Raw genomic sequence first — 17,615 nt, forward strand, 5'->3', positions numbered from 1 at the left:
GCGGCGGGGGTGGGGCCCGCGCGGCTCAGTTCAGCGTCGGCGCGCACCCGAAGAGCACGTCGAGCTCCGCGCGCACTTCGTGTTGCACCGTCGTGCAGGACGCGGGGCAGAGGATGATCTTCTTCGGGAGCACATCGTCGTCGTAATACCACCCCGGCCCCGTGCCGCAGTCCGTCGCGTCGTCCGCCTTCGGGACCTCCAGCGGGCTCGTGCCCTCGGGCGCGAACCTGACAGCGACCCGGTTCGTATCGAGGACGGCGCCCGCGGGCGGCGCGGGGATGAGGAGCTCGCACGGGAGCGCCGACGCGCGGATCTCGGCCATCTTCGCGGAGAACGCCGTGATGTCCGCCGTGACGTCGAACGCGCGGATCGTCCCGCCGGCGGCGGCGATCTGGTCCAGGTTGGTGAGCGTCGAGCCTTGCACCGCGACGACGTACGTCTGGACGCCGTTGTAGCGGAGGGCCTTCTGCGCCATCTCCGCGGTGCTCGCGACGGTGTTTCCGGAGCAGCCCGAGGGATCGCCGTCGGTCGCGAGCACGACGATCACCTTGTGGGAAGGGTTCGCGTCCTTGTAGGCGGTCGCGTTCGTGAGCACCCCCTGGAGCGCCGGGCGCATGGGCGTCCCGCCGCCCGGCGAGGTGCTCTGGATCGAGGCGGTGAGCTCCGGCGTGTTCAGCGGCAGCTCGCCGATGGCGACAGCGAGCTCGTCGTAGCTCGTGTGGTTGCAGTCGCTCTGCCCATTGCTGCTCCGCGGGAAGTAGGTCAGCCCCACGTTCATCCCGGCCGAGGCGGCGTCGGTCACGAACGCCGAGAGCGCGTTCGTGACGCCGACCCATTTCGAGCCGAGCATGCTGCCTGACCGGTCGAGCAGGATGAGCATATCGAGCGGCACGAGCGTGGCCTCCGCGCTCGCCTGGGCGCAGGAAGACCCCTCCCCGAGGCCGCCCTCGCCGGCGCCGCCGAGCCCTCCCCCCTCGCCGAGCGACGTGTCTCCGCTCGCGCTGCTCACGCCGAAGGAGCCGCCGCTGCCGCTCGCCGCGCCGTCCGGCGGGGGGATCGTCGCGGGCCTCTCGTCCTCGGTGGCCGCGCAGCCGCCCGACTGCGCCGCGATCCCGGCGGCGACGAGGAAAGGGGCAAACACGAAATGACGTCGGAAGGACATCTCTGCGCTCCTCTGAAAATGGGCGCGACGTGGCTCGCTGCCGCGGGGCTCCACGCGCGAAGTGGTCTGTCTATCGAGGGGTGGCCGAGCTCCGAGACGATCTCGTCAGTGTATGCAGTTCTCGATCAAGGCGCGATAGGGGCTCTCCGGTTTGTAAGCCCCGCTCGTGTCGTGCTGTCGTTGCTCTCTCTTCTTTCGTCGCTTGTCGCGGCTCTCGTCGCTTGTCGCAGCTCTCGCGGTCTCTCGCGCGCGCCGGCGCGGCGGGGCTCGGCGTCTTTGCTCGTCGCTGAGCGCGCCGACCGTTCCGGGTGCTCGCGCGCGGGAACATCATGTTTCCTTGCGCAGCCGCGAAGGACGCGTAATTCCCACGAGGTGCGTCACGCTTGCTGGAAAGAGGCGAACATGACTAGGTGGATTCCATGGGTACTTTCCGCTGTCGCCCTGACGGATCTCGGCTGTTCGACTGCGACATCCGCGGGCAGCTCGGGCCCGGCGGGGGCCGGCGGCGCCGCTGGGGCGGCTGTCTCGAGCGGCGGGGGCGGCGCAGGCGGGGACGGCGCGCCGTGCCGGATCGACTGCTCGCTCGTCCCGACCTCGCAATGTGTCATGGCCGTCTGCAACGAGGCGACGCGCGATTGCGAGCTCGTCCCCAGCGCGGGCGGGGAGCCCTGTGACGACAGGGACGCCTGCACGGTCGGCGAGACGTGCGAGGAGGGGGTCTGCCAGGGCGGGGCCCAGGAGGACTGCGGCCTCGCGCCGGACGCCTGTCACGTGGTCACGTGCGTCGACGCGGGCGGCGCGCCTCGCTGCGGGGTGGAGCCGAGGGCGAACGGGGCCCCGTGCGCGACGGAAGACCGCTGTCTCCTCGACGCGGCGTGCCTGGACGGCGCCTGCGTCGGGACGCCGCGGGACTGCTTCTTCTTCCACGTGCCGGACTCCTGTCATGTCGGTGCGTGCGACCCGGCCACCGGTGCGTGCGAGGCGGTTCCGGGGAACGAGGGGGCGCCGTGCGCGGACTCCGGCGATCTCTGCATGGTCGGCAAGACCTGCCAGACCGGCCGCTGCGAGGGGGGCGTCCCGAAGGACTGCAGCGCGCTGAGCGTCGGGTGCAACGATGGCGCCTGTGATCCGGGCTCTGGCAATTGCTATGCTGAGCCCATCGGACCGGGCGGCGCCTGCCTCTCTGGGACCGACGAGTGCAATCGTGGCGTCTGTGACGAGAGCGGCGCCTGTATTTCCATCCCCACCCCGGGGGAGTCGTGCCTCTCGCAGGCGGTCGGTTGCACGCGCGGCGTCTGCAGCGAGGCCGGGGTGTGCACGGCGCGCCCGGTTCCCGACGGCGGGATCTGCGTCGACAGCGACTCGTGCACCGTGGGGGAGTCCTGCCTGGCCGGCGTCTGTCAGGGCGGCGCCGCCGCGGCGGCGCCGGTGGTCTATTTCCGGGATACGTTCGAGAGCGACAGGGCCGGGTGGGAGCTCGGTCCGACCTGGCAGATCGGCGCTGCGAAGGCCTCAACCGGGCAGACTTACGGGCACGCCGATCCGGCGCTCGATCACACGGCGACGTCGGACAACGGGGTGGCCGGCGTGGTCATCGGAGGGAACGCGCCCCTCGGGGTCCACCCGTACTTCTACCTGACGAGCCCGGTCGTCAACGCCGATGTCGCGGGCGGCGTGTACCTGACGTTCTGGCGTCTCCTGAACAGCGATGAGGCGCCTCACATGACGAACCGCGTCGAGGTCTATGACGGCGTCCGCTGGAAGGTGCTCTTCGAGTCGGGGGCGTACCCCGGCGTCCGCGACTCGGCCTGGACGAAGGTCGTCCATGACCTGACGCCCTACAAGAACGCCAGCCTGCGCGTCCGCTTCGGCTACGAGATCGGGCGGGAAGCCTTCGTCGATACCGTCTCGAGCTGGAACATCGACGATGTGGAGATCGCGAACGCGGCTTGCCCGTAGAGCCCGCGACGGGGGTGGTGGTCAACTTTGCCCGAGAAAGATCACAGGGAGACGGGGAGACAGGGAGATTTACTAAGTTGGTTCTCCCCGCCTCCCCGTCTCCCTGTTCCAATTTGACCAGTACCGAGCGGGGCCCCGGCTCACCGCTCCACGACGGCCGAGAGCGCCGCCGTGATCGCCCGGGCGACCTCGTCGACCGCGCCATCCCCGTCGATATGGATGACCCTGTCCCCCGGGACGAGCTCCTCCGCCCGGCGGTATGCCTCCGCGAGCCGCGCCTGCAGCTCGGTCTTCTCGAACAGCTCCGCCGCCCCCCCGCGGCCGCGGCGGCGCTTCTCGGCGATCTCGGGCGCCACGTCGATCACCACCGTGACGTCGGGCCTCAGGGCGTGGCGGTTGAGCTCGCGGATCCATTCGACGATCGACCCGGAGCCCGCCCCGTCCTCGCCCGCCGTCGTGGACTGGTAGGCCAGGCTCGACAGGTCGTAGCGATCCGAGATCACGACGTACCCGTCGCGGAGGAGCGGCTCGATCTCGGCGCCGAGGTGATCGAGGCGATCGGCCGAGAAGAGCAGCGCCATGATCTCCGCCTGGCGGGCGCCTGGAAGCGAGATCCGGTGGGTCAAGACCTGCCGGAGCAGCGCGCCCACCGGCCCGGCGCTCGGCTCTCGGGTGACGTGCACCATGCGCCGCGCCGCCCTGAGGTGCGCCGCGTAGCGCTCGGCCTGCGTGCTCGTGCCGGCGCCGTCGATGCCCTCGAACACCACGAAGACGCCACGGCCGGCCTCCCCCGCCGGGCGCGACGCGGGGCTCTCTTGCTCGCCTCTCGTCTTCGGCATCTAGCTCGCCTCCTCGCTCGACTCCGCGACGGGCGGCGCGTCTTCTCCGAGCACGACGTTGTCGATGAGCCGCGTCGTCCCGACGCGGACGGCGACCGCCAGCAGCGCCCGATCGCCGATCGCCGCGGCGTCGCTCCAGATCGCCAGGGACTCGGGATCGGCGAGGTCCACGTAATCGACGCTCGTCGCGGCCGCCGCGAGGCGCGCGCGCGCGGGCTCGAGGAGCGCCGCGGCGCGCCGCTCGCCGCGGGCGAAGGCGCGGCACGCGCCGGCGAGGGCGAGCGGGATGGCGCGCGCCGCGCTCCGCTGCTCGGGCGAGAGGTAGGCGTTCCGAGACGACATCGCGAGGCCGTCCGGCTCGCGCACCGTCGTGGCCCCGACGATCTCGACGGGGAGGAACAGGTCGGCGACGAGCCGCCGGATGACCTGGAGCTGCTGGTAGTCCTTCCGGCCGAAGACGGCGACGCACGGGCCAGCGAGCGCGAGCAGCTTCGTCACCACGGTGGCGACGCCCTCGAAGTGCACGGGCCGATGGACGCCGCAGAGCGGGCCCGCTGTCGCGCCGACGCGCACGCGCGTCTCCTCGCCGGGCGGGTACATCGCCGCGACGTCCGGCGCGAACACGCCGTCGGCGCCGGCCTCCGCGCAGGCGGCGAGGTCTCGCTCGAGCGTCCGCGGGTAACGCGCCAGGTCTTCTCCCGCGCCGAACTGGGTCGGGTTGACGAAGAGGGTGACGGCCACGAAGTCCGTCCTCCGCCGCGCCTCCGTGATCAAGGCGAGGTGGCCTGCGTGGAGCGCGCCCATCGTTGGCACGAGGCCGACGCGGCTCCCTCCCGCACGAGCCCGATCGCACGCCACCCTGAGGTCGCCAGGATGTCGCCAAAACTCCATAGTTGAACCCTATCAGACGTACGGCAAAATCGGAGCTTCGATCATGGCTGACCCGCCGTCCACCCCAGATAGCGCCCTCGCTCCCGACTCAGAAGACGACGTGGATTCGGCTCGGGTCGCCGGGCCTGCACCGCGCCCGAGCGGCCCCTCCAGCGCGCGGTCCGGGGGGAGCTCCGCCCCGTCGAGCGGCCCGGTGTCGATATCGTCTTCATCGGCTTCATCGGCCGCCCCGGGGGCGATCCCGATCGAGGGGGACCCGACGCACTACCTGAACCGCGAGCTCTCGTGGCTCGAGTTCAACGCGCGGGTGCTGTCGGAGGCCAGATCGCACGAGGTGCCGCTGTTCGAGCGCCTCAAGTTCCTGAGCATCTTCTTCTCCAACCTCGACGAGTTCTTCATGGTGCGCGTCGCCGGGCTCCAGGCGCAGACGCAGCGCACGATCGCGGAGGTCCCGCCGGACGGGCTCACGCCCCACGAGCAGCTCGTGGCGATCAGCGCGCGGGTCCACGCGCTCGTCGATGACGCCTACCAGCTTTGGCACGCGGATCTGATCCCGGCGCTCCAGCGCGCCGGCATCGTGATCGTCCGGCCCCATGAGCTCGGCGCGACCGAGCTCGGCGCGCTCGACGAGCGGTTCCGCACGGACATCTTCCCGATCCTCACGCCGATCGCGATCGACCCGGGGCACCCGTTCCCGCACCTGCGCAACAAGATGATCAACCTCGGGATCATGTTCTCCCGGGAGCATGAAGCGCAGGAGCCAGGCTTCGCGGTCATCCAGGTGCCGCCGGGGCTGAGCCGGCTGATGCGGGTCCGCGTGGAGGGCGCGACGCGCGCGTTCGTCCTGCTCGAGGACGTGATCGCCCGGCACGTGAAGGATTTCTTCCCCTCGGGCAGGCTGCGCGGCACGTACCCCTTCCGCGTCACCCGGAACTGGGACCTCGAGATCGACGAGGAGGAAGGCGAGGACCTGCTCGAGACGATCCAGGCCGAGCTCCGCCGGCGCGATCGCGGCAACGCCGTGCGCCTGGAGATCGGCTTCGGCGAGGGCGCCGGCACCTCGGTCCAGCGGCTCTGCCGCGCGCTCAAGGTCGACGCGTCGCACGCCGTCTACCGGGTGCCTGGGCCGCTCCACATCGCCGACCTCATGGGCATCGTCGCGGACGACGAGCGCCGCGAGTACCGGGACGAGCCGTTCGCGCCGCAGGTCCCGCCGCTCTTCCGGGACGTCGAGGACATCTTCGCCGTCATCCGGGAGCAGGACGTGCTCCTGCACCACCCGTACGAGTCGTTCGATCCGATCGCGGAGTTCGTCTCCCGCGCCGCCGACGACCCGAACGTGCTCGCGATCAAGCAGACGCTCTACCGGACCGGCGGCGACTCGCCGATCCTGAAGGCGCTCGCGCGCGCGGCCGAGAGCGGCAAGCAGGTGACGGCCATCGTCGAGCTGAAGGCGCGGTTCGACGAGGCGAGCAACATCCAGTGGGCGAGGACGCTCGAGCAGAGCGGCGTGCAGGTGATCTACGGCCTGCTCGGGCTGAAGACGCACGCGAAGGCGCTGCTCGTGGTGCGGCGCGAGAAGGACAAGCTGCGCCGCTACGTGCACCTGTCGACGGGCAACTACAACCCGCAGACCGCGCGGCTCTACACCGACATCGGCCTGTTCACGGCGAACCGGGAGATCGGCGAGGACATGACGTCGCTCTTCAACCTGCTGACCGGCTACAGCGCGCCGCCCAAATGGAACCGCCTCCTCGTGGCGCCGCTCGGCCTGCACGAGGCGGTGCTGGGCCTCATCGCGCGCGAGGAGGCCCACGCGCGGGCCGGGCGCAGGGCGGAGATCGTGGCGCAGATGAACGCGCTCGTGGACGTCGACGTCATCGACGCGCTCTACTCGGCGTCGCAGGCCGGGGTCGACATCAAGCTCGCCGTGCGCGGCATCTGCTGCCTCCGGCCGGGGATCCCGGGCCTGTCGGAGCGGATCCAGGTGCGCGCGATCATCGATCGTTTCCTCGAGCACAAGCGCCTGTTCCGGTTCGCGAACGGCGGCAGCGAGGAGATCTACATGTCGAGCGCCGACTGGATGCCGCGCAACTTCCATCGCCGCGTCGAGCTGATGATCCCGATCATCGAGCCCGCCACCCGCGCGCGCGTGGAGGACATGCTGAACACCGTGATGTCCGACACGGCGAAGACCTGGGAGCTCGCGAGCGACGGCAGCTACCACAAGCTCCAGCAGCCCGCCGGCGCCCCCCAGCTGCGGTCGCAGCACCGCTTCATCGAGCTGGCGCGCGAGCGGGTGAAGCTCAGCGATCCGCTGGCGCGCGGCGGCGGGCGCTTCCACATCCTCCGCATGCCCGCGGGCACGGACGACGGCGGGCCGCGCCACCGCAAGGGCGCCAAGAAGAAGAAGGGTCTGCCCTGAGCGACGACGCGCAGGAGCGGTAGAGGCCTCCCGGCGACCCCGCGCGCGGGGAGGGGAGGATCGGGCGAGGGGAGCCGTTCAGAACTGCGTCTGCAACGCGGCGGAGCCGGGGCCGAGCGAGAGCGTGGTCTGGGCCGACGCCTTGGGCGTCGCGTCGCTGACCGGCACCTTCTTCCCGCCGATGACCCAGAGCGGGATGCCCACGGCGATCATGATGCCGCCCGCCACGGAGACGAGCGCGCCGGCGAGCTGGCGGCGCCCGTCGGTGCGCGTCTCGCAGATGCCCGTGAAGCCCCCGAAATCGCAGTAGATCTCGTATCGGTTGCTCGCCGACGCGAGCAGGCCCGTCCCGGTGAAGAACGCGATCGTGCCGCCGGCGGTGAGCGCGATGCCGCCCAGCATGAGGCCCGGGCTCTTCCGGCGCAGGGGAACCGGGGGCGGAGCAGGTGGGATCTCCGCCGGGGTCACCGGGTAGCCCGGCGGGAGCTGAGCGTAGGCGCCGCCGTACGGAGCGTAGCCGCCCGGGGGACCAGGCGGCGGATAGCCCGGCGAGGCCCCTGGCGGAGCCAGCGGGGCCTCCTGCGGCGGCGCCGGGTAGGGGACCGCCGGGGGGACCGCCGGGTACGGCGGCGCGGGGGCAACGGGCGGCGCGGAGGCAGCGGGCGGCGCGGAGGCAGCGGGCGGCGCGGAGGCGGCGGGCGGCGCGGGTTGCGGCGCCGGCTGCGCGCCCGCCGTCGCCGCGGCGAGGAAGCCGGACAGCGCGACGCCGAGCGGCAGGGCGAGCGCCCGCGCGCGGGATCGCGGCGAGCGGCCCGGCGTTCGAGCGGCGTCGGGCGAAGCATTCAAGCGAAGCATCTCGGGCGTCCTTTCATCACGGCGGTTGCGATCACTCGTGTGGAAGCTCGGCTGGCTTTTGCGCCGGCTCCGGCGGAGGCGCCGCCTCCGCTGTCGACGCCCCCGCTGCCGGTGTCGCCTCCGCTGCCGGCGTCGCCCCCGCTGTCGGTGTCGCCACGGCTGTCGGTGTCGCCACGGTCGGCGCGGCGGCCGGCTTCGGTGCGCTGGTGCGCTTCTTCGGCGGGGCGGCTGCGGCTGCTCCGGTGCCTGCTCCTGATGGAGAAGCGCTGGCAGCTGTCCCCGCTGGCGATGCAGCACGCTGCGGGGTTGCAGCGCGCGCCGTCTCCGCTGCGGGCGTTTCGGCGGTGACGATCGTCGGCGGCGACGAGTCGACGGGAGGTGGGGCGGGCGGCTCGTCGGTCGCCGTCGGCGCGGCGAGGGACGGGGTGGCCGGCTCCGCGGCGTGTGTCTTTGCCGGAGCGGCTCTCGCGGGCTCGGGCGCGGCGCGCTCCGGGGCGCGGGGGGACTGCGCGGCGAACACGATCACCGCGGCGAGCGCCACGAGGCCCAGGAACACAAGGAGCGCGCGATCTCGCTTTGGCTTCGTCTGTGCGCTTCCTCCGCGCGCTCGCGCGGGCTGCGCCTCGACGCCGCCTCTCCGATGGGATCGATCGCCGGCTTCGCGCGCCCGCGCGGGCTCCGCGCTGCTCGGCGCGGCGGCGCCGCGTGTGTGCGCGCCGCGCGGGTCGTCGCCGCTTCGGCTCGCCGTCGGATCGACGCGCGCTACCGCGGGCCCTCGCGCTGTCGCGCTGTCGCCCTGCTCGCCGCGCGACGAGGGCCCCGTGTCCACGCCTGACGCAGGCCTCGACGCAGCGCTGCTCTGCGGCGCCTTGCGCCGGCTTTCTTTACGCTGCGCGCGTGAAACCTTCTTCGCCACGCAGCGACCGTACCGAACAGCAGGCGGGCCGCCAAGGGCCCGCGGTGCGTGTCGGCGTCCGACTCGTGCGGCGCGCGCAGGCTCCCGCGCGTCCCGGGAGCCGCGGTCGCTCGCCGAGCGCCCCGTCGAACGAGACGCGCGCGGACGGCCCCCGCCGCGCGCCGCGACCCACGAGCCCTTCGCGCGGGGCCGGGAGCCGAGACGTGCAGAGCACGGCCTCCGCAGGCGCGGCGGGACCGACGCGCCCGACACGAACGACGCCGCGCTTCAGCCAGCGCAACGGACGCGACCGGCGTGAACGACGCAAGCGACGTGGCGACGTGGCGACGTGAACGATGCGATTGACGCGGCGGACGCAACGACGCATCAGACGGGAGCGACGCGAACGAACGCCACGCTGGCGTATCCAACACGAACGGGTGTCGTCCCGCTTGACATGGGTCGCCTCCTGGGTATCCTGCGCGTCCCCATCCCTCAGGTGGAAATCCGCGTCACTATGCCGACCATCAGCCAGCTCATCCGCCAAGGCCGCGAGGCCGCTCGTTACAAGACGGCCTCTCCTGCGCTCAAGTCCTGCCCGCAGCGGCGAGGCGTGTGCGTACGTGTTTACACCACGACGCCGAAGAAGCCCAACTCTGCGCTCCGCAAGGTCTGCCGCGTCAGGCTGAGCAACCAGATGGAAGTGACGAGCTACATCCCGGGCGAAGGCCACAACCTGCAGGAGCACTCGGTCGTCCTCATCCGCGGCGGCCGTGTCAAGGACCTGCCGGGCGTGCGCTACCACGTCGTCCGCGGCACGCTCGACGCGTCCGGCGCTGCCGGGCCGAGCTCAACCAACAAAGCGACCCGCAACCGCAAGCGCTCGAAGTACGGCGTGAAGCGCCCGAAGGCCTGACGGCCTCAACGCGCGAAAGCCGAGCAGAGGAACGAAGATGCCCCGTCGTCGCGAAGTCCCGAAGCGGAAGATCATTCCGGACCCGAAGTACAAGGACAAGCTCGTCGCCAAGTTCACGAACTCCCTGATGCAGTCGGGCAAGAAGGCGACCGCCGAGGGGATCCTCTACGGCGCGTTCGACATCGTGCGCGACCGCTTCAAGGAGGAGCCGATCGACGTCTTCCGCAAGGCGCTCGACAACGTGAAGCCGAAGCTCGAGGTGAAGAGCCGGCGTGTCGGCGGCGCGACCTACCAGGTCCCCGTCGAGGTTCGCCCCGAGCGTCGCGTCGCGCTGGCGATGCGGTGGCTCGTGACCTACTCGCGCGGCCGCGGCGAGAAGACGATGCGCGAGCGGCTCGCCGCCGAGCTCGTCGACGCGGCGCAGAACCGCGGCAACGCGGTCAAGAAGCGCGACGACACGCACAAGATGGCGGAGGCCAACAAGGCGTTCGCCCACTACCGCTGGTAGGTCAGCGAGGCCAGCGCAGATCCCGGATCTGCGCTGGTTCGTCATTTCAGGTCCCATCCCCAGGCGAGGAGACGCGTAGAGCGAGATGGCACGGCTGACATAAGGATCGGGTTACAGAGCCGGTCCTCTCGAGGGAGCGCGACAGCGCTCGCCCTCGCGGGACCTAGAAAAGCTGCTGCTGTACCCCGACACCCTCTCCAGGTTCAAGTGCCCGCCACAACGGAGGCGGGCCGGGCTGGAGAGGGTGTTTTGCATCCTGAGTCCGAAACCCTCACCCCACGCATCACACGACGGAGAAGGAAAAGTGGCACGCGAGTACAGCCTGGAACGGACGCGCAACATCGGGATCATGGCCCACATCGATGCGGGCAAGACCACGGTCACCGAGCGCATCCTTTATTACTCGGGTGTCAACTACAAGATCGGCGAGGTCCACGAGGGCGCAGCCACGATGGACTGGATGGTCCAGGAGCAGGAGCGCGGCATCACCATCACGTCCGCCGCGACGAACTGCTTCTGGGCGCCGGAGCAGGGCCCCGAGAAGGGTGTCTCTCACCGGATCAACATCATCGACACGCCCGGTCACGTCGACTTCACCATCGAGGTCGAGCGGAGCCTCCGCGTGCTCGACGGCGCGGTGGCGGTGTTCGACGGCGGCAACGGCGTCGAGCCGCAGAGCGAGACGGTGTGGCGGCAGGCGGACAAGTACGGCGTCCCGCGCATCGCGTTCATCAACAAGATGGACAAGGTCGGCGCCGACTTCGACATGTGCGTCGACTCCATCCGCGAGCGCCTCGGCGCGAACCCGGTGGCGATCCACTACCCGCTCGGCGCGGAGGACTCGTTCCGCGGCGTGATCGACCTCGTGACCCTCCGGGCCGCCGTGTTCGACGAGGAGACGAAGGGCCAGCGCTACGACTGGCAGGAGATCCCGGCCGACCTCCTGCCGCGGTGCAAGGAGCTCCGCGAGAAGCTCATCGAGGCGTGCGCCGACGCGAGCGACAAGGTGATGGAGAAGTTCATCGCCGGTGAGATCGACCAGATCACCGAGCAGGAGATCCACGCGGCCATCCGCGCGGGCACCCTCGGCTTCAAGATCGTCCCGGTCCTGTGCGGCTCGGCCTTCAAGAACAAGGGGGTCCAGCTCCTGCTCGACAGCGTCGTGAACTACCTGCCGTCGCCGGTCGACATCCCGGCCGTCGAGGGGACGCTGCCCGACAAGAAGGACAAGGTCGTCTCGCGCAAGGCGAGCGACGAAGAGCCGTTCGCGGCGCTGGCGTTCAAGGTCATGAACGACCAGTTCGGCAACCTCACCTTCTTCCGCGTCTACTCCGGCACGACGAAGAGCGGCGTCAGCGTGCTCAACTCGACGCGCGGCAAGCGGGAGCGCTTCGGGCGCATCCTCCGCATGCACGCGAACAAGCGCGAGGAGATCGACGTCTGCTACGCGGGCAACATCTACGCTGCCGTGGGGCTCCGCGACACCCGCACCGGGGACACTCTCTGCGAGGAGAAGAACCCGATCGTGCTGGAGCGGATGGAGTTCCCCGACCCCGTGATCTCGATCGCCATCGAGCCGAAGACCAAGGCCGATCTCGACAAGCTCGGGCTCAGCCTGCAGAAGCTCGCCTACGAAGACCCCTCGTTCCGCACCTTCACGAACGAGGACACGGGCCAGACGATCATCGCCGGGATGGGCGAGCTCCACCTCGAGATCATCGTCGACCGCCTGAAGCGCGAGTTCAAGGTCGACGCCAACGTCGGCAAGCCCGAGGTCGCCTACCGCGAGACCATCTCGAAGAAGGCGACCGACGTGGAGGGGCGCTTCGTCCGGCAGTCGGGCGGACACGGCCAGTTCGGTCACGTGAGGATCGACATCGAGCCGGCGGAGCGCGGCGCGGGCTTCGTGTTCGAGAACGACATCGTCGGCGGCATCATCCCGAAGGAGTTCATCCCCTCGATCGAGAAGGGCATCCGGGACGCGATGGGCCGCGGCGTGCTCGCCGGCTACCCCGTCGTCGACATCAAGGTGCGGCTCCACTTCGGCAGCTACCACGAGGTCGACTCCTCCGGGCCCGCGTTCGAGGTCGCCGCGTCGATGGCCTTCCAGGACGGCGCCAAGAGGGCGGGGCTCGTGCTCCTCGAGCCGATGATGGCCGTCGAGGTCGTGTCGCCCGAGAACTACCTCGGGGACGTCATCGGAGATCTCAACTCGCGGCGCGGCCGCATCCTCGATATGGGGCAGCGCGCGAACACCCGGGTGATCCGCGCGGAGGTCCCGCTCGCCACCATGTTCGGTTACGCGACCGACGTCCGTTCCAAGACGCAAGGCCGCGCGACCCATTCGATGCAGTTTTCTCATTACGCACCGGTTCCAGCAGCGATCCAGGAAGAGATCGTCGCCAAGCAGCGAGGTTAAAGAGACGCCATGGCCAAGGAGAAATTCACTCGTACGAAGCCGCACGTGAACGTGGGCACCATCGGTCACATCGACCACGGCAAGACCACGCTCACGGCGGCGCTCGTCAAGGTGCAGTCGAAGCGCAACCTGGCGAAGGCGATCTCGTACGCCGACATCGCGAAGGGCGGGACGGTCCGTGACGAGACGAAGACGGTGACCATCGCGGCGGCGCACGTCGAGTACGAGTCGGCGAACCGCCACTACGCGCACGTCGACTGCCCCGGGCACGCCGACTACATCAAGAACATGATCACCGGCGCGGCGCAGATGGACGGGGCGATCCTCGTCGTGTCGTCGCTCGACAGCGTGATGCCGCAGACGCGCGAGCACGTGCTGCTCGCCCGGCAGGTCGGCCTGAACCACATCGTCGTGTTCCTCAACAAGTGCGACGCGGTGGACGACCCGGAGATGCTCGACCTTGTCGAGATGGAGGTCCGCGAGCTCCTGTCGAAGTACAAGTTCGACGGGGACAACGCGCCGGTGGTCCGTGGCGCGTCGCTGCCCGCGCTTCAGGGCGACCCGAAGTGGGAGGAGACGATCCAGCAGCTGCTCAGCGCGCTGGACAGCTACATCCCCGAGCCGGTGCGCGACATCGACAAGCCGTTCCTGATGGCGGTCGAGGACGTGTTCTCGATCAAGGGCCGCGGCACGGTGGCCACGGGCCGCATCGAGCGCGGCGTGATCAAGGTCGGCGACGAGGTGCAGATCATCGGCTTCAAGGACACGAAGAAGTCGGTCGTGACGGGCGTCGAGATGTTCCGCAAGCTGCTCGATCAGGGGCAGGCGGGCGACAACGTCGGGTGTCTGCTCCGCGGCGTGGAGAAGGAAGAGATCGAGCGCGGCCAGGTGCTGGCGAAGCCCGGGTCGATCACGCCGCACACGAAGTTCACCGGTGAGGTGTACGTCCTCAAGAAGGAGGAGGGCGGGCGCCACACGCCGTTCTTCACCAACTACCGGCCGCAGTTCTACATCCGGACGACGGACGTGACCGGCACGGTGAACCTCCCCGAGGGGGTGAAGATGGTGATGCCGGGCGACAACATCACGATGACGATCGAGCTCATCGCCCCGGTCGCGCTGGAGGAGCAGATGCGCTTCGCCATCCGCGAGGGCGGCAAGACGGTGGGCGCCGGCGTCGTCACCAAGATCCTCGCGTAGGAAGAGCACCATGGCTGATACAACCAAGATCCGGATTCGCCTCAAGGCCTTCGACCACCAGCTGCTCGACAAGTCGACGAGCGACATCGTCGAGACGGCGAAGCGGACCGGGGCGCACGTCGCGGGGCCCATCCCGCTGCCCACCGAGATCCGCCGTTACACGGTCCTGCGGGGGCCCCACGTCGACAAGAAGTCGCGCGAGCAGTTCGAGATCCGGACGCACAAGCGGCTTCTCGACATCATCGAGCCGACGCAGCAAACCCTCGACGCGCTGATGAAGCTCGACCTTTCGGCCGGCGTCGACGTCGAGATCAAGAGCTAGGAGTCCAGGTACCATGAAGGTTACCGTTTACAACCTCAAGCGGGAGCAGGTCGGCGAACTCGACCTCTCGGACGAGGTCTTCGGGACCGAGGTGAAGGAGCACCTCTTCTACGAGGTCGTGAAGGCGCAGCTCGCGTCCCGCCGCTCGGGCACCAAGGCCACGAAGGAGCGGAGCGCGGTCGCCGGCTCCACGAAGAAGCTCTATCGCCAGAAGGGCACCGGCCGCGCTCGCCAGGGCTCGATCCGCGCGCCGCACCACGCGGGCGGCGGCATGGCGCACGCCCTGGAGCCGAAGGACTGGTCGTACCGTCCGCCGCGCAAGGTGCGGATCGGCGCCCTGAAGAGCGCGCTCTCGCTCTTCGCGAAGGAGGGCCGGCTCATCGTGCTCGACAGCCTCGAGGTCTCCGAGATCAAGACCAAGGCGATCGCTGCCACGCTGACGACGCTGCAGGCGGATCGGAAGTCGCTGGTCGTCGACACGGCCGGCAACGACAAGCTGGTGAAGAGCCTCCGCAACCTGGAGAACCACCAGTACCTGCCGCCGGAAGGGGTCAACGTCTACGACCTCCTCAGGCACGACCACCTCATCGTCTCGAGGGACGCCGCCAAGGCGCTCGAGGCGCGTTGCCTTCGCTAGTCAGGGGAGTCCGACATGCAGCCCGAGCAGATCATCCGCCGGCCAATCATCCTCACGGAGAAGTCGAGCCGGCTCCGCGACCAAGGCAACAAGGTCATCTTTGAGGTCCGCCGCGAGGCGAACAAGATCCAGATCAAGGACGCCATCCAGACGCTCTTCAAGGTGGGCGTCGTGGACGTCAACACGCTGATCATGCGCGGCAAGGACAAGCGCATGGGGCGCGGCTACGCGAAGCTGCGCAATTGGAAGAAGGCGATCGTGACCCTCAAGGAGGGTGACGAGATCCAGTTCTTCGACGAGAAGGCGGAATAGCGATGGGAATCAGATCCTTCAAGCCGACCTCGCCGGCGCGGCGTTACTACTCGGTCAGCGACTTCAAGGAGATCACGAAGGTCGAGCCCGAGCGGTCGCTGCTGGAGCAGCAGACGTCCACCGGCGGCCGGAACAACAACGGCCGGATCACGTCGCGGTTCCGCGGCGGTGGTCACAAGCAGCGCTACCGGATCATCGATTTCCGGCGCGACAAGATCGGCGTCCCGGCGAAGGTCGCCTCGATCGAGTACGACCCGAACCGGACGGCGCGCATCGCGCTCCTGCACTACGTGGACGGCGAGAAGCGCTACATCCTGGCGCCCGACGGCCTCGCGGTGGGGGCGACGCTGCTCGCGAGCCGGAACGCGGACATCAAGCCTGGCAACAGCCTGACGCTCCGCTTCATCCCGCCCGGCACCTCGATCCACAACGTCGAGGTCAAGAAGGGCAAGGGCGGTCAGCTCGTGCGCTCGGCCGGCGTGGCCGCGCAGCTCATGGCGAAGGACGGCGACTACGCGCAGGTCCGCCTCCCGAGCGGCGAGATCCGCAAGGTGCACCTCGATTGCCGCGCCACGATCGGGCAGGTGTCGAACTCCGAGCACGCGAACATCAGCCTCGGCAAGGCGGGGCGCTCGCGCTGGCTCGGGCGCCGGCCGCACAACCGCGGTGTCACGATGAACCCCGTCGATCATCCGATGGGCGGTGGTGAGGGCCGGACGAGCGGCGGGCGTCATCCGTGCTCGCCGTGGGGTCAGCTCTCGAAGGGCCTCAAGACGCGGAACAACAAGCGCACCGACGGGATGATCGTCCGGCGGCGCGGGACCAAGGGTTAGTCATGCCGAGGAGCATCAAGAAAGGGCCCTTCATTGACGGTCACCTGCTGGAGAAGATCCAGGCGGCCCAGGCGACCAATGCCAAGAAGGTGATCAAGACGTGGTCGCGCCGCTCGACGATCCTGCCGGAGTCGGTCGGCCTGACCTTCGCCGTGCACAACGGGAGGAAGTTCGTTCCCGTGTTCGTGACGGAGAACATGGTCGGCCACAAGCTGGGTGAGTTCGCCCCGACGCGCACGTTCCACGGCCACTCCGGGGACAAGAAGTCCAAGGTCACCAAGGGCCCGGGCGGTCGCTGATCGCTCCGCGTCAACCGCGAGCGCATCCGACATGAAACGGGCGGGGTCGCAGCAGCGATCCCGCCCGTTCCTTTTTTTGCAGCTACGGAGCCCGCGTTAGAATTGGCCGCGTAGACCGACGAAATCGGGGCCGACGAGCAGCTGCGTCGAGGCCGTGGCGCTCTGCGAGCCGCCAGCGCCGCCGCCGGTGAAGCTCAGGATGAGCAGGGTCGTGCCCGTGACGAGCCCGAGCGCGCCGACCACGACGCCGATGTTCGCGACCGTCTTCTGGGTCTTGCCGGCGTCGACGTCGTCCTGGCGCTCGGCGGGGCAGGGGCCCCTGCAGGTCTCGGCGAGATCGCTGTACGTGCTGTTCGCCATCAGCCCGGCGACGGTGAACATCGCGAGCCCTGCCACGCCCACGCCGCCAGCGGCGTAGGCGTAAGGCCGCAGGTGCGCACGCGGCGAGGGCGCTTCCGAAAAGGGCGGGCTCGGGCCCTCGTCGAGGAGCGCCGGAGAGCCGGAGCCGGCCTCGGTCGGGCCGCTCGGCTCGGCGTCGAGCGCGACGGTCTTCGCTTCGCCCGCCGAGAGATCGACGGTCTGCGGCGTCGAGGTGAGCTTGGTGCGCAGGACGATCTCGGTCTTGCCGGGCTTGACCGGGAACGGCTTGCCCCACCGCTCGCGCGGGACGTCCTTGCCGGCCACCGCGAGCGAGGTCGCCGCGTCCGGGTGCGCGACCGTGACGGTGACGAGGGCGATCTTGCGCGCGAGCTCGTCGCGCTCCAGCTGCGCGGTCTGCTCCGTCTGGGCATAGCGCGGCTCGTCCTTCGCCCGGGACGCGGCCTCCGCCGCGACCTGATCGAACTCGAGGTACGCCTCGATGTGATCGCCCAGATCCGCGAGGCAGCGCGCGATGTAGAGGCGGGAGTTCGGGCTCGGCACGGTGGCGTACGAGGCCCGGAACTGCTCCAGCGCAAGCGCGAAGCGCTTGCTCTCGTAGAGGGCGGCGCCCTTCTTGAAGTGGTTCTGCGCCTTCTCCACCGCGTCCGGCGCGGGCGTCGCCGCGGCGCCGTCCGCGCCGGACGCGGGCCCGGGGAGCGTGCACAAGCACAGGCAAGATGCCGCACCGAAGAGCAGCGCACGGAGCCAGGGTCGAGATCGCAC

General features: G+C 69.8%; 16 protein-coding genes. 11 read left to right on the plus strand and 5 right to left on the minus strand.

All coding sequences use genetic code 11. The features are described from left to right. Positions 1–25: 25 nt before the first annotated feature. A complete protein-coding gene (locus WMF22_RS04680) occupies positions 26–1,162 on the minus strand; it encodes a vWA domain-containing protein (protein ID WP_438034980.1) in 1,137 nt (378 codons plus the stop codon). A 402-nt stretch (positions 1,163–1,564) separates the two neighbouring features. Here WMF22_RS04680 and WMF22_RS04685 point away from each other — a divergent pair, with 402 nt between their 5' ends. Further along, positions 1,565–3,121: a hypothetical protein gene (locus tag WMF22_RS04685; protein ID WP_438034981.1), complete on the plus strand. Its 1,557-nt coding sequence runs from the start codon at positions 1,565–1,567 to the stop codon at positions 3,119–3,121. Positions 3,122–3,261: 140 nt separating this feature from the next. Here WMF22_RS04685 and tmk read toward each other — a convergent pair whose 3' ends face one another. Then, a complete protein-coding gene (gene tmk / locus WMF22_RS04690) occupies positions 3,262–3,960 on the minus strand; it encodes a dTMP kinase (protein WP_437297909.1) in 699 nt (232 codons plus the stop codon). Further along, the gene (panC, locus tag WMF22_RS04695) at positions 3,961–4,851 is read right to left on the minus strand and encodes a pantoate--beta-alanine ligase (RefSeq protein WP_438034982.1); all 891 of its coding nucleotides are present in this window, start codon (positions 4,849–4,851) and stop codon (positions 3,961–3,963) included. A gap of 193 nt (positions 4,852–5,044) precedes the next feature. On the opposite strand from panC, the gene ppk1 reads away from it, so the two are divergent. Beyond that, positions 5,045–7,276: a polyphosphate kinase 1 gene (gene ppk1, locus WMF22_RS04700; RefSeq protein ID WP_438034983.1), complete on the plus strand. Its 2,232-nt coding sequence runs from the start codon at positions 5,045–5,047 to the stop codon at positions 7,274–7,276. Positions 7,277–7,354: 78 nt separating this feature from the next. Here the strand turns inward: ppk1 and WMF22_RS04705 are convergent, their stop codons facing one another. Next, entirely contained in the window at positions 7,355–8,131 is a 777-nt protein-coding gene (locus tag WMF22_RS04705; protein WP_438034984.1) for a hypothetical protein, read from the minus strand. A gap of 1,412 nt (positions 8,132–9,543) precedes the next feature. Between WMF22_RS04705 and rpsL the strand changes: the two genes are divergently transcribed. From rpsL to rpsS, 9 genes are all read left to right on the plus strand, one after another. Further along, positions 9,544–9,942, plus strand: a complete 399-nt coding sequence (rpsL, locus tag WMF22_RS04710) for a 30S ribosomal protein S12 (RefSeq protein ID WP_012233473.1) — start codon at positions 9,544–9,546, stop codon at positions 9,940–9,942. A gap of 37 nt (positions 9,943–9,979) precedes the next feature. Beyond that, positions 9,980–10,450 (plus strand): 30S ribosomal protein S7, encoded by a 471-nt coding sequence (gene rpsG / locus WMF22_RS04715; RefSeq protein WP_012233474.1) that lies wholly within the window; start codon positions 9,980–9,982, stop codon positions 10,448–10,450. A 304-nt stretch (positions 10,451–10,754) separates the two neighbouring features. After that, a complete protein-coding gene (gene fusA, locus WMF22_RS04720; protein WP_437297913.1) occupies positions 10,755–12,869 on the plus strand; it encodes an elongation factor G in 2,115 nt (704 codons plus the stop codon). Positions 12,870–12,878: 9 nt separating this feature from the next. Continuing rightward, positions 12,879–14,069: an elongation factor Tu gene (gene tuf, locus WMF22_RS04725; protein WP_437297488.1), complete on the plus strand. Its 1,191-nt coding sequence runs from the start codon at positions 12,879–12,881 to the stop codon at positions 14,067–14,069. 10 nt (positions 14,070–14,079) lie between these two features. Beyond that, positions 14,080–14,391 carry a 30S ribosomal protein S10 gene (gene rpsJ / locus WMF22_RS04730; RefSeq protein ID WP_012233476.1) on the plus strand — a complete coding sequence of 104 codons (312 nt, stop codon included), beginning with the start codon at positions 14,080–14,082 and terminating at the stop codon, positions 14,389–14,391. A 13-nt stretch (positions 14,392–14,404) separates the two neighbouring features. Continuing rightward, a complete protein-coding gene (rplD, locus tag WMF22_RS04735) occupies positions 14,405–15,028 on the plus strand; it encodes a 50S ribosomal protein L4 (protein ID WP_012233477.1) in 624 nt (207 codons plus the stop codon). Between the two features lie 15 nt (positions 15,029–15,043). Continuing rightward, positions 15,044–15,340: a 50S ribosomal protein L23 gene (locus tag WMF22_RS04740; RefSeq protein ID WP_012233478.1), complete on the plus strand. Its 297-nt coding sequence runs from the start codon at positions 15,044–15,046 to the stop codon at positions 15,338–15,340. Positions 15,341–15,342: 2 nt separating this feature from the next. Further along, a complete protein-coding gene (rplB, locus tag WMF22_RS04745; protein WP_437297914.1) occupies positions 15,343–16,173 on the plus strand; it encodes a 50S ribosomal protein L2 in 831 nt (276 codons plus the stop codon). A 2-nt stretch (positions 16,174–16,175) separates the two neighbouring features. Then, positions 16,176–16,472, plus strand: a complete 297-nt coding sequence (gene rpsS, locus WMF22_RS04750) for a 30S ribosomal protein S19 (RefSeq protein ID WP_437297915.1) — start codon at positions 16,176–16,178, stop codon at positions 16,470–16,472. A 96-nt stretch (positions 16,473–16,568) separates the two neighbouring features. Here the strand turns inward: rpsS and WMF22_RS04755 are convergent, their stop codons facing one another. Further along, positions 16,569–17,615, minus strand: a complete 1,047-nt coding sequence (locus WMF22_RS04755) for a tetratricopeptide repeat protein (RefSeq protein WP_438034985.1) — start codon at positions 17,613–17,615, stop codon at positions 16,569–16,571.

The sequence above is a fragment of the Sorangium sp. So ce204 genome, assembly GCF_051526795.1.
Classification (GTDB): domain Bacteria; phylum Myxococcota_A; class Polyangia; order Polyangiales; family Polyangiaceae; genus Sorangium; species Sorangium cellulosum_B.